Origin of the sequence: Streptomyces sp. G-G2, from assembly GCF_030063135.1 — a bacterium.
GTDB lineage: Bacteria > Actinomycetota > Actinomycetes > Streptomycetales > Streptomycetaceae > Streptomyces.
Genome location: NZ_JASISO010000062.1, coordinates 1 through 19673 on the forward strand (window position 1 = coordinate 1; position 19673 = coordinate 19673).

The window sequence follows — 19673 nt, forward strand, 5'->3', positions numbered from 1 at the left end:
GTTTTCTTGTGTCCGGGGTCGGGGCAGCCCCGGGCACTGCCCCGACCCCGGACGCTCAAAGCCCCGCCCCCCGCGGCGCAGCCGCGGAACCCCCGCCCCCGCGGAGCCCCACGCGTTCCCTCAGCCGATCAGGTCCGCGTACAAGATGATGTTGTCCGGGCGGTGGCCGTCTGTGATTTCGCCTCCGCAGGTGATGAGGCGCAGCTCGGGGTGCGAGGTGTTGCCGTACACCTTGGCGGTGGGGAAGTGCTTCTTGTCGACCTGCTCCAGTTCGCGTACCCGGAAGACGGCGGTGGTGCCGTCCGCGCGGGAGACGGTGATGTCGTCGCCGGTGTGCACGCGCGAGACGTTCCGCAGGACGGCCGGGCCCCGGGCGGTGTCGAAGTGCCCGATCAGAACGGCCGGGCCGATCTCCCCCGGGGTGACGCCCTGGGTGTACCACCCGATCCGGTCCCCGTCGGCGACGGACGGCACCTGGACCGTGCCGTCGGCGGCCAGGCCCAGCTTCAGGAGCGGTGAGGTGTCGACCCCGGCCGCCGGGACGCGTACCCGGACCGGCTCGGAGGCGGGCAGGGGGGTTCCGGCGGTCGCGGGCGTGGGGGTGGCCGCCGTGGGCGGTGCGGTGGCCGGGGCTCTGGTGGCCGGGGCCGCTATATGCGGGGGCGGGGCGGGCGCGGCGTGGGTGGGCCCGCCGCAGCCCGTCAGGAGGAGCGGCCCGAGGAGGGCGGCGACGAGCAGGGGGCGTACGCGGTGGGCCATCGGGTGCTCCGGGAACGGGCCCGGCGGGCCACCGCGATGGTGGCCCGCCGGGTGAGGAGGTGAGGCGGAGGGGAGAGGCAGGGGTGTGGAAAAGAGCGTGGCGCGGGGTGTCAGCCCTGGTGGCGCGTGCGGCGGGTGCGGTGGAGGGCGGCCGTGCCGAGGGCGGCGAGGACCGTGAGGAGACCGGCGCCCGCGGCCAGGGTGGTGGTGCTGGGGGTGTCCTCGGCCGTGATCTCGGCACCGGCGGCGACCGCCCCCTTGGGGACGACCGCGGTCTGCGCCGCGGTCTGCGGCTTCACGTCGGTGACGGTGGCGGCCGGCTTGGTGGCGGACGTGGCCGGCTTGGTGGCCGGGGTGGACGGCTTCGTGATCGGCGTGGACGGCTTGATGGTCGGGGTGGACGGCTGCGGGGACGCGCCCGTACCGGCACCCGTACCCGCCGTCGCCTTCGGGAGCGGGTAGGAGGTGGTGGTGCCCGCCTTCGTGACCGTGAGCACCGGGGTGCTGGTGCTCGCCTTGGTGAGGGTGAGGTGCAGGCCCTCGACGGTGGCCGTCAGGTGGCTGCGGTCCAGCACGTCCATCACCCGGACCATGTAGACGTCGCCGGGCTTCCAGCCGGTGCCCACGTACCGGATCCAGGCCTCGGGGCCCTCCGCCTTGTTGCGCAGCACCGCGACCAGGCCTTCGCCTATGTAGACCGGCGTCCCCTCGTAGCGGCTGTCGTCCGACGCGCCCACGGAGGCCGCCGTCGGGGTGGTGGCCGCGAAGGCCGTCGCCGTGGCGGGCACGAGCAGGGCGCCGGTGAGGGCGACGGCGGCGATGGAGGTACGGAGGGCGGAACGCATAACGACTCCTTGGAGCGTGGTCGGGAGGAGGAGGGAGAGTCGCATGCCGCGTTGTCTCTGTCGGGCTTGTATCCGGTGAGGGTCTGGCGGGCTGCTGAAAGGAACTCTATGGATCTTGATCGACCGGACGATGCGGTTCCTGTCATGGCCGCGTAACAGGAAACGGCATGTCGATCGAGGTCCGGGCAGGCGATGACCGGCGCATTCCCCGGACGGGTCCGCGGCAACCTTTTCCGCGACCGATATGGAGGAGTTTCGGGGGAGGGGGGTGACAGGCCGCTACGCGCGTAGATATGCTCATCTGGTGACCATGCCCACCACACTCCCCGCATTCGCTGACGTGACGACGTCCGACAGCGCGCTGCGCCGCTTCCTGCACGGGCTGCCCGGCGTCGACGCCGTCGGCCTGGAAGCGCGCGCCGCGGCTCTCGGCACCCGTTCGATCAAGACGACGGCCAAGGCGTACGCCATCGACCTGGCCATCTCGATGATCGACCTGACCACGCTCGAGGGCGCGGACACCCCGGGCAAGGTCCGGGCGCTCTGCGCCAAGGGCGCCAATCCCGATCCGACCGACCGCACCACCCCCCGCACCGCCGCCATCTGTGTCTATCCCGACATGGCCGGCATCGCGCACGAGGCGCTCGCCGGGACCGGCATGAAGGTGGCCTCCGTGGCGACGGCGTTCCCCGCCGGTCGCGCCGCCCTGCCGGTCAAGCTCGCCGACACCCGCGACGCCGTCGCGGCGGGCGCCGACGAGATCGACATGGTGATCGACCGCGGCGCCTTCCTCGCGGGCCACTACCTCGCCACCTTCGAACTGATCAAGGCCGTCAAGGAGGCGTGCGTGCGCCCCGACGGCACCGCAGCCCGCCTCAAGGTCATCTTCGAGACCGGTGAGCTGTCGACGTACGACAACATCCGCCGCGCCTCCTGGATCGGCATGATGGCCGGCGCCGACTTCATCAAGACCTCCACCGGCAAGGTCGGCGTGAACGCCACGCCCGCCAACACCCTGCTGATGCTGGAGGCCGTACGGGACTTCCGCGCGCAGACCGGCGTACAGATCGGTGTGAAGCCCGCGGGCGGCATCCGCACGACCAAGGACGCGCTCAAGTTCCTGGTCCTGGTCAACGAGACCGTGGGCGAGGACTGGCTGGACAACCACTGGTTCCGCTTCGGCGCCTCCAGCCTGCTCAACGACCTGTTGATGCAGCGCCAGAAGCTGAGCACCGGCCGTTACTCCGGTCCCGACTACGTGACGGTGGACTGATCACCATGGCATCTGCATTCGAGTACGCACCGGCTCCCGAGTCCCGCTCGGTCGTCGACATCGCGCCCTCCTACGGGCTCTTCATCGACGGAGAGTTCACCGAGGCCGCCGACGGCAAGGTCTTCAAGACCATCTCGCCGAGCAGCGAGGAAGTGCTGGCCGAGGTCGCCCAGGCGGGCGCCGCCGACGTCGACCGCGCCGTGAAGGCCGCCCGCAAGGCCTTCGAGAAGTGGTCCGCGCTGCCCGGTTCCGAGCGCGCCAAGTACCTCTTCCGGATCGCCCGGATCATCCAGGAGCGCAGCCGCGAGCTGGCCGTCCTGGAGACCCTCGACAACGGCAAGCCGATCAAGGAGACCCGCGACGCGGACCTCCCCCTGGTCGCCGCGCACTTCTTCTACTACGCGGGCTGGGCCGACAAGCTCGACCATGCGGGCTACGGCGCGAACCCCCGCCCCCTCGGTGTGGCGGGCCAGGTCATCCCCTGGAACTTCCCGCTCCTGATGCTGGCGTGGAAGATCGCCCCGGCGCTGGCGACCGGTAACACCGTCGTCCTCAAGCCCGCCGAGACCACGCCCCTGTCGGCCCTGTTCTTCGCGGACATCTGCCGCCAGGCGGGCCTGCCCAAGGGCGTCGTCAACATCCTCACCGGTTACGGCGACGCGGGCGCGGCCCTCGTCGAGCACCCGGACGTCAACAAGGTCGCCTTCACCGGCTCCACCGCCGTCGGCAAGGCCATCGCGCGCCAGATCGCCGGTACGGACAAGAAGGTCACCCTGGAGCTGGGCGGCAAGGGCGCCAACATCGTCTTCGACGACGCCCCCATCGACCAGGCCGTCGAGGGCATCGTCACCGGCATCTTCTTCAACCAGGGCCAGGTCTGCTGCGCGGGCTCGCGCCTGCTGGTCCAGGAGTCGATCCAGGACGAGCTGCTCGACTCGCTCAAGCGCCGCCTGTCCACGCTGCGCCTCGGCGACCCGCTGGACAAGAACACCGACATCGGCGCGATCAACTCCGCGGCCCAGCTGGCCCGGATCACCGCGCTCGCCGAGACCGGCGAGGCCGAGGGCGCCGAGCGCTGGTCCCCGGCGTGCGAGCTGCCGTCCACCGGTTACTGGTTCGCCCCGACGCTGTTCACCAACGTCACTCAGGCGCACACCGTCGCCCGCGACGAGATCTTCGGCCCGGTCCTGTCCGTCCTGTCGTTCCGCACCCCGGACGAGGCCGTCGCCAAGGCCAACAACAGCCAGTACGGGCTGTCCGCGGGCATCTGGACGGAGAAGGGCTCGCGCATCCTCGCGGTCGCGAACAAGCTCCGCGCGGGTGTCGTCTGGGCCAACACGTTCAACAAGTTCGACCCGACCTCGCCGTTCGGCGGGTACAAGGAATCGGGCTTCGGCCGCGAAGGTGGCCGTCACGGCCTGGAGGGTTACCTCGATGTCTGATTCTTCGGCGTCTTCGGCGCGTCTGAGCGTCTTCAAGACCTACAAGCTGTACGTCGGGGGCAAGTTCCCCCGCTCCGAGAGCGGCCGGGTGTACGAGGTGACCGACTCCAAGGGCAAGTGGCTGGCCAACGCCCCGCTGTCCTCCCGCAAGGACGCCCGTGACGCGGTCGTCGCGGCCCGCAAGGCCTTCGGCGGCTGGTCGGGCGCGACCGCCTACAACCGCGGCCAGATCCTCTACCGCGTCGCCGAGATGCTGGAGGGCCGCCGCGAGCAGTTCGTCCGCGAGGTCGGCGAGGCCGAGGGCCTGTCCAAGTCGAAGGCCGCGGCCGTCGTGGACGCCGCCATCGACCGCTGGGTCTGGTACGCGGGCTGGACCGACAAGATCGCGCAGCTCGTGGGCGGGGCGAACCCGGTCGCCGGGCCGTTCTTCAACCTCTCCACCCCCGAGCCGACCGGTGTCGTCACGGTCGTGGCCCCGCAGGACTCGTCCTTCCTGGGCCTGGTCTCGGTGCTCGCCCCGGTGATCGCGACCGGCAACACCGCGGTCGTCATCGCCAGCGAGAAGTACCCGCTCCCGGCGCTCTCCCTGGGCGAAGTGCTCGCCACCTCCGACCTGCCCGGCGGTGTGGTCAACATCCTGTCCGGCAAGGCCGCCGAGATGGGCCCGCACCTGGCCTCGCACCAGGACGTCAACGCGATCGACCTGGCGGGTGCCGACGAGGCGCTCGCCAAGGAGCTGGAGATCGCGGCCGCGGACAACCTCAAGCGCGTGCTGCGCAGGCAGTCCGCGGACGACTGGAGCGCCGACCCGGGGACGAAGCGGATGACCGCGTTCCTGGAGACGAAGACCGTCTGGCACCCCACGGGCTCGCTGGGCGCCTCCGGTTCGGCCTACTAGCTAGGCGTACGCCGCCCCTGGCCTACGGGCCCACCCGGACCGGCCCCGACAGCGACCCCCGTGCTGTCGGGGCCTCCCCGTACCCGCGACCCGCTACTTCACCGCGCCCGGCAGCAGCGGGCCCAGCAGCGAGGAAGCCGCCGCCGTGGGGAGTTCGCCGACCTTGGCGCCCTTGGTGACGCTGTCGGTGACCATGCTCGTACCGACGGCCGGGAAGTCCGCGACCTTCGTGCCGATGCCGTTGTTCAGCGGGTCCACGCCGGTGTTGGCCAGCGGGTTGACCTGGAGGTTCGTGATCGGGTTGACGGCTCCCGCCAGTGCGGCCGGAACATCCAGCTCGCCCGCCTGGGCCCCGCCCGTGGCCAGGGTGAGGGCCGCACCGGCCATGGTGAGGGTGAGGCCTGCGGTGCGCAGGACCGACGAGGAGGCTGCGGAGGCTGCGTGACGTGCCATGGGATTCCACCTGTGGTTGGCGTCTGTGGTCGTAGTCGCGTGCGCACGCAGCGTAGTTGAGGTGTGATCCTGGATACCAACCAGCCACCGGGAGGACCCCCTACGCGGGTTAATGGTTCACACTGGTGACCCGTGAGCTGTTCCTCTCCCTCCCCGACCCGAGTCGTCCTGCTGACCGGTCCGTCGGGCTCCGGAAAATCCTCCCTGGCCGCGCGTTCCGGGCTGCCGGTGCTGCGCCTCGACGACTTCTACAAAGAGGGCGCCGACCCCAGCCTGCCGCTGGTCGACGGCAGTTCCGACATCGACTGGGACTCGCCGCTGTCGTGGGACATGGACGCGGCGGTGACGGCGGTCGCGCAGCTGTGCGCGGGCGGCCGTACCGAGGTGCCGGTCTATGACATCGCGACCAGCTCGCGGACCGGGGTGGAGACGCTGGACATCGGGCGTACGCCGCTGTTCATCGCGGAGGGGATCTTCGCGGCGGACGTCGTGGCGCGGTGTCAGGAGCTGGGGCTGCTGGCGGATGCGATCTGCCTGCGGGGGCGCCCGTCCACCACCTTCCGGCGTCGGCTCGCCCGCGATCTGCGGGAGGGGCGCAAGTCCGTTCCGTTCCTGCTGCGCAGGGGCTGGCGGCTGATGCGGGCGGAGCGGGGGATCGTGGCGCGGCACAGCGGGCTGGGGGCGTACGCGTGTGGCCGTGACGAGGCCTTGGGCCGTCTGGCCGCCGCCGCGGCAGGACGCCACCGCCCGTCCCGCACCACCACCCCGGCCTAACCCCGGCCCCTTCCTGCCTGCCCGGCGGGCAGGGGTGTCTTCCGGCGGTGCGCGAAATCCAGCCTGCCCGGCGTTTGAGGGCCCGCCGGAGGCAGCGTCGGCCGACGCGTACCTGTACGTGCCCCTGTTCCCGGCTGCGGGTCGCCCGCCCTCCGGGGGCGCCTCAAACGCCGGCGGGGCTGAGGTTGCCCGGGGAGGCTGGGTGTCCGGCGGGGCTGAGGTTGCCCGCGGGGGCGGGTGCATCCGGCTGGGCTGAGGTTGCGCGCCAGGACCGGTGCATCCGGTGGAACGGGGGCGTTCCGTGGGGGAAATGGCGCGAGCGGGATCTCGCGGACCCCCGGCCGCTTGATCCCGCTCGCTCCCCCGATGGCCCCCGCCCCACCCCCGTGGGACGGCCCCCCTGGCCGTGTGGTTCGTCGTGGCGTTACGCCACCAGCTCCTCGAAGGACTCCGACTCGTCGGCACCGAAGCTCAGCGCCTCGTCCTCGCGCAGCCGCCGCAGCGAGCGCCAGATGCTCGACTTGACCGTGCCGACGCTGATGTCCAGGATCTCGGCGATCTCCGGGTCCGTACGGCCCTCGTAGTACCGCAGCACCAGCATCGTGCGCTGCGGCTCCGGGAGCCGGGTCAGCGCCTGCCACAGGACCGCGCGCAGCTCCGTACCGCGCATCGCATCCGTGTCGGAGGCCGTCTCGGGCAGTTCCTCGGTCGGGTACTCGTTCAGCTTCCGGCGGCGCCAGGCGCTGATGTGCAGGTTCGTCATGGTGCGACGCAGGTAGCCGCCGACGGCCGCCTTGTCGCTGATCCGGTCCCAGGCGCGGTACGTGGAGAACAGCGCGCTCTGGAGCAGGTCCTCCGCCTCGTGGCGGTCACCGGTGAGGTGGAAGGCTGTCGCGTAGAGCGACGCCCGGCGCTGCTCGACGTACGCCGTGAACTCGGCTTCCGCCGATACCGACGGCGCCGGAGCGGCCTCGGGGGCCACGGAGGGGGCGGTGTAGGACTTCGCGTCGATGGCTACGGTGTGTGCGGGCCGCTGTCGGACGACGGCGACCTGACGGACACCCGCCCGTCGGTGCACATCGTGCAGCCGCGTGACAACCGCGCTGGTCGTGGTGCCGTACAGCGTGTTCATCTCGCGCCCCCCGTCGTGGAGTGTGTCTGCTTCGGTTCTTCGTACTTCCGCGTTCTTCCGCGTTGGTATGAAGACTGCCCCGGGCAGATAACCGGGGTGTCCTTCGACTGTCACAGGCCTGTCACAGCCACCTGTGGAAGGGCTCCCGGCCGAAAGTCCGCCGCCCGACGGTCGTACGCCCAACGGCCGATGGGACAGAATGAGCCCGTGCCTTTCCTGTTGCTGATCGAGGACGACGACGCCATCCGCACGGCCCTCGAACTCTCCCTGTCACGCCAGGGCCACCGTGTGGCCACCGCGGCGACGGGCGAGGACGGCCTGAAACTGCTGCGCGAGCAGCGGCCGGATCTGATCGTGCTGGATGTGATGCTGCCCGGGATCGACGGTTTCGAGGTGTGCCGCCGGATCCGGCGCACCGACCAGTTGCCGATCATCCTGCTGACCGCGCGCAACGACGACATCGATGTCGTCGTCGGCCTGGAGTCGGGGGCCGACGACTACGTCGTCAAGCCCGTCCAGGGCCGGGTGCTCGACGCCCGGATCCGGGCCGTCCTGCGCCGCGGCGAGCGCGAGGCCACCGATTCGGCGGTCTTCGGCTCGCTGGTGATCGACCGCGCCGCCATGACCGTCACCAAGAACGGTGAGGACCTCCAGCTCACGCCCACCGAGCTGCGCCTGCTGCTGGAACTGAGCAGGCGGCCCGGCCAGGCCCTCTCGCGCCAGCAACTGCTGCGCCTGGTCTGGGAGCACGACTACCTCGGCGACTCGCGCCTGGTCGACGCGTGCGTCCAGCGGCTGCGCGCCAAGGTCGAGGAGATCCCGTCCTCGCCCACGCTCATCCGTACCGTGCGCGGCGTCGGCTACCGCCTGGACTCTCCGCAGTGATCCGCGCGGCGGCGGGGTCGCTGCTGTCGGGCCGGCGCTGGACCAGTCTGCGGCTGCGGCTGCTCCTGGTGTTCGCGCTCGTCGCGCTGACGGCGGCGGTCTCGGCGTCGGGGATCGCGTACTGGCTCAACCGCGAGGCGGTCCTCACCCGTACCCAGGACGCGGCGCTCGGTGACTTCCGCCAGGAGATGCAGAACCGGGCCGCGGCGCTCCCCGCGGACCCCTCTCAGGAGGAACTTCAGCGCACCGCCGAGCTGATGGCGGGCAGCAGCCCCGGCTACAGCGTGCTACTGGTGCGCGACGGCAAGGACGGGCGGCGGATCTTCGGCGCGGCCGGTCCCGACTCCTTCGGGCTGGACGACGTGCCCAAGTCCCTCCAGCAGGCGGTCAACGACCGGCAGAAGACGACCTCGGCCAACAGCGCCGAGTTCCACATGTACTGGCAGCGTACGAAGCCCGGCGGCAACCCGTACCTGGTCGGCGGGACGCGGATCGTGGGCGGCGGGCCGACCGGTTACATGTACAAGTCGCTGGCCCAGGAGCGGGACGACCTGAACGCGCTGGCCTGGTCGCTGTGCATCGCGACCGGGCTGGCCCTGCTGGGTTCCGCGCTGCTCGCGCAGGCCGCCGCGCGCACCGTGCTCAAGCCGGTGCAGCGGCTCGGGGACGCGGCCCGCAAGCTGGGCGAGGGCCACCTGGACACGCGCCTGGACGTGTCCGGGACCGACGAACTCGCCGATCTGTCGCACACCTTCAACATGACGGCCGAGGCGCTGGAGAAGAAGGTCGCCGACATGAGCGCGCGGGAGGAGTCGAGCCGCCGGTTCGTCGCCGACATGTCGCACGAACTGCGCACCCCGCTGACGGCTCTGACGGCGGTCGCCGAGGTGCTGGAGGAGGAGGCCGACACCTTCGATCCGATGATCGCACCGGCGGTCGGGCTGGTCGTCAGCGAGACGCGGCGGCTGAACGAGCTGGTCGAGAACCTGATGGAGGTCACCCGCTTCGACGCGGGCACGGCCCGACTGGTGCTGGACGACGTGGACGTCGCCGACCAGGTCACGGCCTGCATCGACGCGCGGGCCTGGCTGGACGCCGTCGAGCTGGAGGCGGAGCGCGGCATCGTGGTCCGGCTCGACCCCCGCCGCCTCGACGTGATCCTCGCGAACCTGATCGGCAACGCGCTCAAGCACGGCGGCTCGCCGGTCCGCGTCTCGGTGCGGGTCTCCGATCCGGCCGAGGACCCCGACCGGGGCCACTCGTGGCTGGTCATCGAGGTGAAGGACAACGGCCCGGGCATCCCCGAGGAGGTCCTGCCGCACGTCTTCGACCGGTTCTACAAGGCGAGCGCGTCCCGGCCCCGGTCGGACGGCAGCGGGCTGGGGCTGTCCATCGCGGTGGAGAACGCGCACATCCAGGGCGGGGACATCACCGCCGCCAACGGGGGCGGGGGCGGCGCCGTGTTCACGCTGCGGCTGCCGGTGGATCTGGAGGAGGTGCTGGCCGGTGAGGCGGACGCGTAACGCGCTGCTCTTCGCCGCTGCCGTCGGCGGGCTGCTGGCGGGCACGGCCGGCTGCGGGATCCGGTCGACGACGGTCCCGGTGGACGTCGGGGCCGCGCCCTCGCGGGTGTCCTGCGACACGCCCGGCCAGTCGGGCTCGGACGCGCAGGGCTTCCGGACCACGGTGCAGCTGGTCTGCGGATCGCAGCTGGTCGGGGTGGAACGGGTGGTGCCGGTCCCGGAGAAGGGCGGGGTGCGCGACCCGCTGACGCTGCTCGCCCAGGCCCTGCTGGAGGCGTTGGAGCGTACGCCGTCCACGGAGGAGCGGGACGCCGGATTCAGCACCGGGGTGCCCGCGGGCCTCACGGCCGGTACGCCGCGCCCCGGCGACCCCAAGGGCACCCTGCGGCTCAGCCGCAAGCCGGAGGACCTGCCACCGGTGGCCCTGTCGCAGATCGTGTGCACGCTGACGGGCAGCGAGGCGGTGGGCCGGGGCGCCGGTCCGGTGGTGCTGGGCGGGCCGGACGCCGATCCGCCGCGGGCCTGGGAGTGCACGGACGCGGTCCGCGCGCGGCCGGAGTCGATCCCGACGCTCGGCGAGATCGTCCGCCCGTCGACGAGGCCGAGCCCCAGGGGGCCGGGTGCGGGCGGCGCGAAGGGATCAGATCCCCGCGGCCGCCGCCAGGTCCTTCTTGATCGCGTCCAGGACTTCCTGGCCGCGCACCCGCGCCGGGGCCAGCCCGGGCGCGTCCGCGACCGGGACCACGACCTCCAGGTAGCACTTGAGCTTGGGCTCGGTGCCGGAGGGGCGGACGATGACCCGGGCCTTGTACGCCCCGTCCAGGTAGTAGCGCAGCCCGTCCGTGGGCGGCAGCGACGCCGTGCCCTCGTTCAGGTCCTCCGCCGAGACCACCCGCAGCCCCGCCAGCGACACCGGCGGCTCCGCGCGCAGCGCCGCCATCGCCGAGGCGATCACCGACAGGTCGTCGACCCGTACCGACAGCTGGTCGGTGGCGTGCAGCCCGTGGGCCATCGCCAGGTCGTCCAGCAGGTCGGTCAGGGTCCGGCCCTGCTCCTTGAGCACCGAGGCCAGCTCCGCCACCAGCAGGGCGGCGGTGACGCCGTCCTTGTCGCGGACCCCCTCGGGGTCCACGCAGTAGCCGAGCGCCTCCTCGTAGCCGTAGCGCAGGCCCTCGACGCGGGAGATCCACTTGAAGCCCGTGAGGGTCTCCTCGTAGCCCACGCCCGCCGCGTCCGCGATCCGCCCCAGCAGGGACGAGGACACGATCGACTCGGCGAAGACCCCGCGCGCGCCCTTCGACACCAGGTGCGCCGCCAGCAGCGCGCCGACCTCGTCGCCGCGCAGCATCCGCCAGCCCGACTCCGAGGAGTCGTCCGGGACGGCCACCGCGCAGCGGTCCGCGTCCGGGTCGTTCGCGATCACGATGTCCGGGTTCACCCGGGCGGCCGTGGCGAAGGACAGGTCCATCGCCCCCGGCTCCTCCGGGTTGGGGAAGGCCACCGTCGGGAACGCCGGGTCCGGCTCGGCCTGCTCGGCGACGAGCTCCGGCGCCGGGAAGCCGTGCCGGGCGAAGGCCGCCATCACGACGTCCTTGCCGACGCCGTGCATGGCCGTGTAGACGGTCCGCACGCTCCGGGGGGACCCGGGGGTCAGGACGGCGTCCGTACGCGCCAGATAGGCCTCCAGGACCTCGTCACCGAGGTCCTCCCAGCCGCTCTCGGGACGCGGTACGCCGTCCAGCGCGCCGATCGCGTCGATCTGGAGCGCGATCTCCGCGTCCGCCGGGGACACGATCTGCGAACCGTCGCCGAGGTAGACCTTGTAGCCGTTGTCCCGGGGAGGGTTGTGGCTCGCGGTCACCTCGACGCCGGCGACGGCGCCCAGGTGCCTTATGGCGTACGCGAGGACCGGCGTCGGCAGCGGCCGGGGCAGCACGGCCGCGCGCAGCCCGGCGCCGGTCATCACGGCCGCCGTGTCCCGCGCGAAGTCCGCGGACTTGTAGCGGGCGTCGTAGCCGACGACCACCAGGCCGCCCGCGTGCCCCTGCGCCTTCAGGTAGGCCGCGAGGCCCGCCGCGGCGCGGATGACCACATTGCGGTTCATCCGCATCGGGCCCGCGCCCAGCTCGCCGCGCAGCCCGGCGGTGCCGAACTGGAGCAGGCCGGAGAACCGGTCCGCCAGCTCGTCCAGATCCCGCGCCGCGATGAGCCCGGCCAGCTCGTCGGCGGTCTCCGGGTCGGGGTCCTCCGCGAGCCAGGCCTCGGCCCGGGCGATCAGGTCGTCCTGTTCCTGCACTGCTTCCGCCTTACCTCTCGTACGGTGGCTCGGTTGCCGGGGTGCCCCGACGGCTCAGATCCGGGCGAGGACCTGGGTGAGCAGCTGGCCCATGCGGGCGGCCGAGTCGCGGCCGGCCTGGAGGACCTCTTCGTGGTTGAGCGGCTCGCCCGACAGGCCCGCCGCCAGGTTGGTGACCAGGGAGATGCCCAGGACCTCGGCGCCCGCCTCACGGGCCGCGATGGCCTCCAGCACGGTGGACATGCCGACCAGGTCCGCGCCCATGACGCGGATCATGTTGATCTCGGCCGGGGTCTCGTAGTGCGGGCCGGGGAACTGGACGTAGACGCCCTCTTCGAGCGACGGGTCGATCTCCTTGCACATCGCGCGCAGGCGCGGCGAGTACAGGTCGGTCAGGTCCACGAAGTTCGCGCCGATGATGGGCGAGGTGGCCGTCAGGTTGAGGTGGTCGCTGATGAGGACCGGCTGGCCGGGGCGCATGCCCGGACGCAGGCCACCACAGCCGTTGGTGAGGACGATGGTCTTGCAGCCCGCGGCGACGGCGGTACGGACGCCGTGCGCGACGGCGGCGACGCCACGGCCCTCGTAGTAGTGGGTCCGGCCGAGGAAGAGCAGCGCGCGCTTGTCGCCGATCTTGTACGAGCGGATCTTGCCGCCGTGGCCCTCGACGGCGGGCGGCGGGAAGCCGGGGAGTTCGGTGACCGGGAACTCGGCCTCGGGCGCGCCGAGCGCCTCGGCGGCGGGCGCCCAGCCGGAGCCCATCACGAGGGCGACATCGTGGGAATCGGCGCCGGTGAGCTCACGCAGACGCGCGGCTGCGGCGTCGGCGGCGGCAAGGGGATCGGTAGCAGATGCGTTCACGCGGACGAGCGTAACCGCTCTGCCCCTACGCGCGTAGATGGCACAGCTCACGGTGTTCGGATCGTTGCCTTGTCGTTTCCGACCAAATGTCCCGGCGCCCCGGAGCGGGGGCGGCGGGGCCGGGTCAGCAGGGACGCTTGCGCAGTTCCATCACGTAGTCGTGCGGGGCGCCCGCGGATTCGGCCGCGTCGGCCAGTTCCCCGAGGTACCGCGCCGAGGGCAGGCCGCCCTCGTACCCGTTCAGGACGTACACCCAGGCGGCCTCCTCGCCGTCCAGGGTGTGCACCCGCACGCGCATCCGGCGGTAGATGTCGAGCCCGACGCCTTCCCACCGGTCCATGGACTCCTCGTCCAGCGGCGCGACGTCGTACAGGGCGACAAACACCTGGTGGCGGGGCGCTTCCACGATCGTGGCGAGCGCGCCCTCCCAGCCCATCTGTTCCCCGCCGAACGTCAGCCGCCAGTCGTTCAGCCACCCCGTTCCGCGCAGCGGGGAATGCGGAGCGCGGCGCGTCATCAGCCGCGGGTCGAGGTTGCCGGCGTACGCGGCGTAGAGCGACATGAGGTCGAGGGTACGGGAGGGACGGCGGTGGACGCGTGCCCGGATGGCGGACCGGGCGCGAAGCACCTTGATGCGTGCGGGACAATGGGGGACGGAATGCATCCCCCGGGGAGACCCCCCGGAACCCCCGGCCGGGGGGCAGCCGGCCGGGTAGACGTGAGGCGGACTTTTCGTGACCCGGATCGTGATCATCGGCGGTGGCCCCGGCGGCTATGAGGCGGCCCTGGTAGGCGCCCAGCTCGGCGCGGAGGTGACCGTCGTCGACTGCGACGGTCTCGGCGGAGCGTCGGTCCTGACCGACTGCGTGCCCTCCAAGACTCTGATCGCCACGGCCGAGGTCATGACGACCTTCGACTCGTCGTACGAGGAACTCGGCATCGTCGTCGCCGACGACACCCCGCCGCTGGAGCAGGCGGCCCGGGTGGTCGGCGTGGACCTGGGCAAGGTCAACCGCCGCGTCAAGCGGCTCGCGCTGGCCCAGTCGCACGACATCACCGCCTCCGTCACCCGGGCCGGTGCCCGCGTGCTGCGCGGCCGCGGCAAGCTCGGCGGCCCCCAGGGCATCGACGGCACCCGTGACGTCATCGTGACGGCGGCGGACGGCACCGAGACGATCCTGACCGCCGACGCCGTCCTGATCGCGACCGGCGGCCACCCCCGGGAGATCCCGGACGCGATGCCCGACGGCGAGCGGATCCTGAACTGGACCCAGGTCTACGACCTGGAGGAGCTGCCCGAGGAACTCATCGTGGTCGGCTCCGGTGTGACCGGCGCCGAGTTCGCCGGTGCCTACCAGGCCCTCGGCTCCCGGGTCACCCTGGTCTCCTCCCGCGACCGCGTGCTGCCGGGCGAGGACCCGGACGCCGCCGCCGTCCTGGAGGACGTGTTCCGCCGCCGCGGCATGAACGTGATCGGCCGCTCCCGCGCCGAGTCCGCCAAGCGCCTCGGCGACCGCGTGGAGGTCACCCTCTCCGACGGCCGGGTCATCTCCGGCACTCACTGCCTGATGGCGGTCGGCGCGGTCCCCAACACCTCGGGGATGAACCTGGAGGAGTCCGGGGTCCGCCTCACCGACTCCGGGCACATCTGGACCGACAAGGTCTCACGGACCTCCTCCCCGGGCGTGTACGCCGCCGGTGACGTCACGGGCATCTTCGCCCTGGCCTCGGTCGCCGCCATGCAGGGCCGCATCGCGATGTACCACTTCCTCGGCGACGCGGTGACCCCGCTGAACCTCAAGACGGTGTCCTCGAACGTCTTCACCGACCCCGAGATCGCCACCGTCGGCTACACCCAGGCCGACGTGGACTCCGGCAAGATCGACGCCCGCTGCGTGAAGCTGCCGCTGCTGCGCAACCCGCGCGCCAAGATGCAGGGCATCCGGGACGGCTTCGTGAAGCTCTTCTGCCGTCCGGGCACCGGGATCGTCGTCGGCGGCGTGGTCGTGGCCCCGCGCGCGAGCGAGCTGATCCACCCCATCTCGATCGCCGTCGACAACAATCTGACGGTCGAGCAGATCGCAAAAGCGTTCACCGTGTACCCCTCGCTGTCGGGGTCGATCGCCGAGGTGGCCCGCCAGCTGCACACCCGCAAGGCGGCCGGGGAAGCGTAATTCCCGTCGGCCCAGAGGCGTTTGCGGATCCCGCCCGTTCCACCGGAAGCGCACATATCACACCCGTGCCCGATCTGTTCTCATCTTCGGCATATCGGTGTCGGGCCCTGAAAGGAACGGACTGGTTGCGTTACTGTCAGTTTCGTGTTCGCTGCAGAACGTCGTCAATTGATCCTCGAAATGGTGCGAGCCAACGGAGCGGTATCGCTCCGTGAGCTCGCCCGCGTCGTCCAGACCTCCGAAGTGACCGTACGGCGGGACGTGCGGGCACTGGAGGCAGAAGGACTCCTCGACCGCCGGCACGGCGGTGCGGTCTTGCCGGGCGGCTTCACGCGGGAGTCCGGCTTTCCGCAAAAGTCCCATCTCGCGACGGCGGAGAAGACCGCCATTGCCGATGTCGCGGCGAGCCTCGTCGAAGAAGGCGAGGCCATCGTCGTCGGCGCGGGCACCACGACCCAGGAGCTGGCCCGCCGGCTCGCCCGGGTGCCCGGTCTGACCGTCGTCACCAACTCGCTCCTCGTCGCCCAGGCGCTGGCCCACGCCAACCGGGTCGAGGTCGTGATGACCGGCGGGACCCTGCGCGGGTCCAACTACGCCCTCGTCGGCAGCGGGGCCGAGCAGTCCCTCCAGGGACTGCGCGTCTCCCGGGCGTTCCTGTCCGGCAGCGGCCTCACCGCCGAACGCGGGCTGTCCACGTCCAACATGCTCTCCGCGAGCGTGGACCGGGCACTCGTCCAGGCGGCCGCCGAGGTCGTGGTCCTGGCCGACCACACCAAGCTCGGTACGGACACCATGTTCCAGACGGTGCCCACGGACGTCATCACCCGACTGGTGACGGACGAGCCCCAGCCGCACGACGACCGTGCCGCCACCGAGCTACAGGCGCTGGCCGACCAGGGCGTACAGATCACGGTCGCCGGTGGCACCGCCGCCGGCGCCGCCGACGGGATGCAGGGGCGGCGTCCGCGCCGGGACTCCCCGCTCCCCGTACAACGCCGTGGCGGCCCCACCGCACAGCTGCGCAGCGCCCCCGCGGGGATGCTGGAGCAGCAGGCGGGGGAGCGCGCCAGGGTCGCGGACATGCGCCGCCGCTAGGGCGCGTGAACGCGGAAAACGCCGACGGGGCTGGAGTGATCCAGCCCCGTCGGCGTTCTTGGACCTGTGCGGGTGGCCGTCAGTCCTTGATCTGGCAGATGGTGGCGCCCGCGGTGACGGAGCCGCCGACCTCCGCCGCCAGTCCGACGACGGTGCCGGAGCGGTGGGCGTTGAGGGGCTGTTCCATCTTCATGGCTTCGAGTACGACGATCAGGTCGCCCTCGTTGACCTGCTGGCCCTCCTCGACGGCGACCTTGACGATGGTTCCCTGCATCGGGGACGCGAGGGTGTCGCCGGAGGCGGCCGGGCCGGACTTCTTGGCGGCGCGGCGCTTGGGCTTGGCGCCCCCGGCCGCGGCGGTACGGGCCAGGGTCATGCCCAGGCTGGACGGCAGGGAGACTTCCAGGCGCTTGCCGCCGACCTCGACCACGACGGTCTCGCGGCCGGGCTCGTCCTGCTCCTCGTCCGCGGCCGGGACCACGAAGGCGGGGATGGTGTTGACGAACTCGGTCTCGATCCAGCGGGTGAAGACCGTGAACGGGGCGCCGTCGGCGGGAGCGAACGCCTTGTCGGCGACGACCGCGCGGTGGAAGGGGATCGCGGTGGCCATCCCCTCGATCTCGAATTCCGCGAGCGCGCGGGCCGCGCGCTGCAGAGCCTGCTCGCGGGTGGCTCCGGTCACGATGAGCTTGGCCAGGAGCGAGTCCCAGGCCGGCCCGATCACGCTGCCGGATTCGACGCCGGTGTCCAGGCGGACGCCCGGGCCGGACGGCGGAGCGAACTTGGTGACGGTGCCGGGGGCGGGGAGGAAGCCCCGGCCGGGGTCCTCGCCGTTGATGCGGAACTCGAAGGAGTGCCCGCGCAGGACCGGGTCGCCGTAGCCGAGTTCCTCGCCGTCGGCGATCCGGAACATCTCGCGCACCAGGTCGATGCCGGAGACCTCTTCGGTGACCGGGTGCTCGACCTGGAGACGGGTGTTGACCTCCAGGAAGGAGATCAGGCCGTCGGCGGAGACCAGGAACTCCACGGTGCCCGCGCCGACGTAGCCGGCCTCCTTGAGGATGGCCTTGGAGGCGGCGTACAGCTCGGCGTTCTGGGCGTCGCTCAGGAACGGGGCGGGGGCTTCCTCGACCAGTTTCTGGTGGCGGCGCTGCAGGGAGCAGTCGCGGGTGGAGACGACGACCACGTTGCCGTGGGTGTCGGCCAGGCACTGGGTCTCGACGTGGCGGGGCTTGTCGAGGTAGCGCTCGACGAAGCACTCGCCGCGGCCGAAGGCCGCGACGGCCTCGCGGACGGCCGAGTCGTAGAGCTCCGGGATCTCCTCGAGGTCGCGGGCGACCTTGAGGCCGCGGCCGCCGCCGCCGAAGGCGGCCTTGATCGCGACGGGGAGTCCGTGCTCCTTGGCGAAGGCGACGACTTCGTCGGCTCCGGAGACGGGGTCGGGGGTGCCCGCGACGAGGGGGGCCCCGGCGCGCTGGGCGATGTGACGGGCGGCGACCTTGTCGCCGAGGTCACGGATGGCCTGCGGGGGCGGGCCGATCCAGGTCAGTCCCGCGTCGATGACGGCCTGGGCGAACTCCGCGTTCTCCGACAGGAAGCCGTATCCGGGATGGATGGCGTCGGCGCCGGAATCGGCTGCCGCCTGAAGGACCTTCGCGATGTCCAGATAGCTGGTGGCCGGGGTGTCACCGCCCAGCGCGAAAGCTTCGTCGGCCGCGCGGACGTGCAGGGCGTCCCGGTCCGGATCGGCGTACACGGAAACGCTCGCGATCCCGGCATCCCGGCAGGCCCGGGCAACGCGGACAGCGATTTCGCCACGGTTGGCGATGAGCACCTTGCGCACGATGGCTCCCTCCTTGAAACAAGCTGAGTTTAGGGACAGCCGACACGGCCTTTCGACCCGTCCCCAGAGGTGAGCTTGCCCACACGGAGCGTTATTCGAGGATCCCTCGAGTGTCGACACCCCTTGTGGCGCCCCAGGTCAGCGGGATCCCCGACTGCACCCTAGCCGTGCCGTGTGTCCAAGGTCTCTGCGTTTGGGGTCAGCGGGTCCCCGGGTTTCTTTGTGGACTCCCTACCAACGGGTCCGGCTTTCTTTGCCCGTAACGAAGCCGCTCCGACCCCTTGTCCGGAGGTTTACCCGTTAGTAGCCTCCGGGGGTCGAACGCTTTTGTGGCCGCATACGGATCGGTGGGGGCGCCGTGCTGCGCAGACTCGTGGCCTCGGTCGCCGCGATCGTGCTCGTCGTGGAAGCGGCGGTGCTGGTGCTCGTCCACATCGTGCTGGGCGCGACCACGCACAACCAGGCCATGTCCATCGCGGGCATGGACCCGGACGTCATGTCCACGGCCACCTACGTCATGGGCGCGGGCCTCGGGGCGTTCCTGCTGCTCGGCGCCGTGTTCCTGGCCCTGACCGCGGTCCGCGACCGGGCCCCGGGCCGGTTCGGCCGCATCCTGCTGGTCGTCACCGCGCTCGCCCACGTCCTGCTCGGCGCGCTCGCGGCGGCGCTGGTCGGCTGGGCCGCCTTCGCCGCCACGATGCTGGTCTTCTGCCTCCTCGTACTGACCTTGACGCTCTACGCGAAGGCCGTCGCCGGGAGCGCCGGAGAGATGAAGATCACGTCCACAAGTCCGTGATGGACACGCCCAGTTCGCCCAGCAGCGAGCGCAGCAGCGGCAGCGACAGCCCGATCACGTTCCCCGGATCCCCGTCGATCCCGTCGATGAAGGGCGCCGAACGCCCGTCCAGGGTGAACGCCCCGGCCACGTGGAGCGGTTCACCGCTCGCGACGTAGGCCGCGACCTCCGCGTCCGTCGGCTCCCCGAACCGGACGGTGGTGGACGCCGTGGCCGACACCTGGCGGCCGCTCCCGGTGTCGATCACGCAGTGCCCGGTGCGCAGTACGCCCGCCCGCCCGCGCATCGACTTCCAGCGGGCCGTGGCCTCCTCGGCGTCCGCGGGCTTGCCCAGCGCCTCACCATCCAGCTCCAGGACGGAGTCGCAGCCGACCACCAGGGCCCCCGCGGCCTCGGGCAGGGCCGCCACCACGGCGGCCTTCGCCTCGGCCAGTACGAGCGCCAGCTCGGCCGGGGAGTCGGCGGTCAGGGCGTCCTCGTCCACCCCGCTGACGATGACGTGCGGGGCGAGGCCCGCCTGCCGCAGCAGGTTCAGCCGGGCGGGCGAGGCGGAGGCGAGGACGAGGGCGCGCGGCTGCGCGGGCGTGGCGGTCATGGGGGCCATCGTAGGAGGCCCCGGGCCCC

18 protein-coding genes are annotated in these 19673 nt (G+C 71.8%); 9 read left to right on the forward strand and 9 right to left on the reverse strand.

Annotation, left to right across the window (positions count from 1 at the left end; genetic code table 11):
- Nucleotides 1-120 precede the first annotated feature (120 nt).
- Both QMF80_RS33720 and QMF80_RS33725 read right to left on the reverse strand, forming a co-directional pair.
- Complete coding sequence (locus QMF80_RS33720; RefSeq protein ID WP_283460486.1) at nucleotides 121-759, reverse strand: class F sortase; 639 nt, start codon at nucleotides 757-759, stop codon at nucleotides 121-123.
- A gap of 110 nt (nucleotides 760-869) precedes the next feature.
- Nucleotides 870-1604 (reverse strand): hypothetical protein, encoded by a 735-nt coding sequence (locus QMF80_RS33725; protein WP_283460488.1) that lies wholly within the window; start codon nucleotides 1602-1604, stop codon nucleotides 870-872.
- 310 nt (nucleotides 1605-1914) lie between these two features.
- Between QMF80_RS33725 and deoC the strand changes: the two genes are divergently transcribed.
- The 3 genes from deoC to QMF80_RS33740 are packed head-to-tail and all read left to right on the forward strand — an operon-like array spanning nucleotide 1915 to nucleotide 5217.
- Nucleotides 1915-2877: a deoxyribose-phosphate aldolase gene (gene deoC / locus QMF80_RS33730; RefSeq protein WP_283460545.1), complete on the forward strand. Its 963-nt coding sequence runs from the start codon at nucleotides 1915-1917 to the stop codon at nucleotides 2875-2877.
- A gap of 5 nt (nucleotides 2878-2882) precedes the next feature.
- Nucleotides 2883-4319, forward strand: coding sequence for an aldehyde dehydrogenase family protein (locus QMF80_RS33735; protein ID WP_283460490.1), 1437 nt, complete (start codon nucleotides 2883-2885; stop codon nucleotides 4317-4319).
- Nucleotides 4312-5217 carry an aldehyde dehydrogenase family protein gene (locus tag QMF80_RS33740; protein ID WP_283460491.1) on the forward strand — a complete coding sequence of 302 codons (906 nt, stop codon included), beginning with the start codon at nucleotides 4312-4314 and terminating at the stop codon, nucleotides 5215-5217. Before QMF80_RS33735 ends, QMF80_RS33740 begins: the two co-directional genes overlap by 8 nt.
- Before the next feature lie 93 nt (nucleotides 5218-5310).
- On the opposite strand, the gene QMF80_RS33745 is transcribed toward QMF80_RS33740, so the two are convergent.
- The gene (locus QMF80_RS33745) at nucleotides 5311-5670 is read right to left on the reverse strand and encodes a hypothetical protein (RefSeq protein ID WP_283460494.1); all 360 of its coding nucleotides are present in this window, start codon (nucleotides 5668-5670) and stop codon (nucleotides 5311-5313) included.
- Between the two features lie 132 nt (nucleotides 5671-5802).
- Between QMF80_RS33745 and QMF80_RS33750 the strand changes: the two genes are divergently transcribed.
- A complete protein-coding gene (locus QMF80_RS33750) occupies nucleotides 5803-6444 on the forward strand; it encodes a uridine kinase family protein (protein ID WP_283460496.1) in 642 nt (213 codons plus the stop codon).
- A 424-nt stretch (nucleotides 6445-6868) separates the two neighbouring features.
- On the opposite strand, the gene QMF80_RS33755 is transcribed toward QMF80_RS33750, so the two are convergent.
- Nucleotides 6869-7576: a SigE family RNA polymerase sigma factor gene (locus tag QMF80_RS33755; RefSeq protein WP_283460498.1), complete on the reverse strand. Its 708-nt coding sequence runs from the start codon at nucleotides 7574-7576 to the stop codon at nucleotides 6869-6871.
- A 207-nt stretch (nucleotides 7577-7783) separates the two neighbouring features.
- Between QMF80_RS33755 and afsQ1 the strand changes: the two genes are divergently transcribed.
- Nucleotides 7784-8461, forward strand: coding sequence for a two-component system response regulator AfsQ1 (gene afsQ1, locus QMF80_RS33760; protein WP_283460500.1), 678 nt, complete (start codon nucleotides 7784-7786; stop codon nucleotides 8459-8461).
- Nucleotides 8458-9984, forward strand: coding sequence for a sensor histidine kinase (locus QMF80_RS33765; protein WP_283460502.1), 1527 nt, complete (start codon nucleotides 8458-8460; stop codon nucleotides 9982-9984). Before afsQ1 ends, QMF80_RS33765 begins: the two co-directional genes overlap by 4 nt.
- A 640-nt stretch (nucleotides 9985-10624) precedes the next feature.
- On the opposite strand, the gene QMF80_RS33770 is transcribed toward QMF80_RS33765, so the two are convergent.
- From QMF80_RS33770 to QMF80_RS33780, 3 genes are all read right to left on the reverse strand, one after another.
- Nucleotides 10625-12280, reverse strand: coding sequence for a phospho-sugar mutase (locus QMF80_RS33770; RefSeq protein WP_283460504.1), 1656 nt, complete (start codon nucleotides 12278-12280; stop codon nucleotides 10625-10627).
- Nucleotides 12281-12334: 54 nt separating this feature from the next.
- Nucleotides 12335-13141 (reverse strand): purine-nucleoside phosphorylase, encoded by an 807-nt coding sequence (locus QMF80_RS33775; RefSeq protein WP_283460506.1) that lies wholly within the window; start codon nucleotides 13139-13141, stop codon nucleotides 12335-12337.
- Between the two features lie 124 nt (nucleotides 13142-13265).
- Entirely contained in the window at nucleotides 13266-13703 is a 438-nt protein-coding gene (locus QMF80_RS33780; RefSeq protein WP_283460507.1) for a gamma-glutamylcyclotransferase family protein, read from the reverse strand.
- Between the two features lie 172 nt (nucleotides 13704-13875).
- Between QMF80_RS33780 and QMF80_RS33785 the strand changes: the two genes are divergently transcribed.
- Both QMF80_RS33785 and QMF80_RS33790 read left to right on the forward strand, forming a co-directional pair.
- The gene (locus tag QMF80_RS33785; RefSeq protein ID WP_283460509.1) at nucleotides 13876-15315 is read left to right on the forward strand and encodes an NAD(P)H-quinone dehydrogenase; all 1440 of its coding nucleotides are present in this window, start codon (nucleotides 13876-13878) and stop codon (nucleotides 15313-15315) included.
- Nucleotides 15316-15459: 144 nt separating this feature from the next.
- On the forward strand, nucleotides 15460-16410 hold the full coding sequence (locus QMF80_RS33790; protein WP_283460511.1) for a DeoR/GlpR family DNA-binding transcription regulator: 951 nt from the start codon (nucleotides 15460-15462) through the stop codon (nucleotides 16408-16410).
- A 79-nt stretch (nucleotides 16411-16489) separates the two neighbouring features.
- Here the strand turns inward: QMF80_RS33790 and QMF80_RS33795 are convergent, their stop codons facing one another.
- Nucleotides 16490-18253, reverse strand: a complete 1764-nt coding sequence (locus tag QMF80_RS33795; protein ID WP_283460513.1) for an acetyl/propionyl/methylcrotonyl-CoA carboxylase subunit alpha — start codon at nucleotides 18251-18253, stop codon at nucleotides 16490-16492.
- A 358-nt stretch (nucleotides 18254-18611) separates the two neighbouring features.
- Here QMF80_RS33795 and QMF80_RS33800 point away from each other — a divergent pair, with 358 nt between their 5' ends.
- Nucleotides 18612-19049, forward strand: a complete 438-nt coding sequence (locus QMF80_RS33800; RefSeq protein WP_283460515.1) for a hypothetical protein — start codon at nucleotides 18612-18614, stop codon at nucleotides 19047-19049.
- On the opposite strand, the gene QMF80_RS33805 is transcribed toward QMF80_RS33800, so the two are convergent.
- A complete protein-coding gene (locus QMF80_RS33805; RefSeq protein ID WP_283460517.1) occupies nucleotides 19030-19653 on the reverse strand; it encodes a nucleoside triphosphate pyrophosphatase in 624 nt (207 codons plus the stop codon). The two genes, QMF80_RS33800 and QMF80_RS33805, sit on opposite strands and share 20 nt — an antisense overlap.
- Nucleotides 19654-19673 lie beyond the last annotated feature (20 nt).

Coding starts and splice junctions, on each gene's coding strand:
- QMF80_RS33720 (WP_283460486.1), bottom strand. CDS start 759: ATGGCCCACCGCGTACGCCCCCTGCTCGTCGCCGCCCTCCTCGGGCCG.
- QMF80_RS33725 (WP_283460488.1), bottom strand. CDS start 1,604: ATGCGTTCCGCCCTCCGTACCTCCATCGCCGCCGTCGCCCTCACCGGC.
- deoC (WP_283460545.1), top strand. CDS start 1,915: ATGCCCACCACACTCCCCGCATTCGCTGACGTGACGACGTCCGACAGC.
- QMF80_RS33735 (WP_283460490.1), top strand. CDS start 2,883: ATGGCATCTGCATTCGAGTACGCACCGGCTCCCGAGTCCCGCTCGGTC.
- QMF80_RS33740 (WP_283460491.1), top strand. CDS start 4,312: ATGTCTGATTCTTCGGCGTCTTCGGCGCGTCTGAGCGTCTTCAAGACC.
- QMF80_RS33745 (WP_283460494.1), bottom strand. CDS start 5,670: ATGGCACGTCACGCAGCCTCCGCAGCCTCCTCGTCGGTCCTGCGCACC.
- QMF80_RS33755 (WP_283460498.1), bottom strand. CDS start 7,576: ATGAACACGCTGTACGGCACCACGACCAGCGCGGTTGTCACGCGGCTG.
- QMF80_RS33780 (WP_283460507.1), bottom strand. CDS start 13,703: ATGTCGCTCTACGCCGCGTACGCCGGCAACCTCGACCCGCGGCTGATG.
- QMF80_RS33805 (WP_283460517.1), bottom strand. CDS start 19,653: ATGGCCCCCATGACCGCCACGCCCGCGCAGCCGCGCGCCCTCGTCCTC.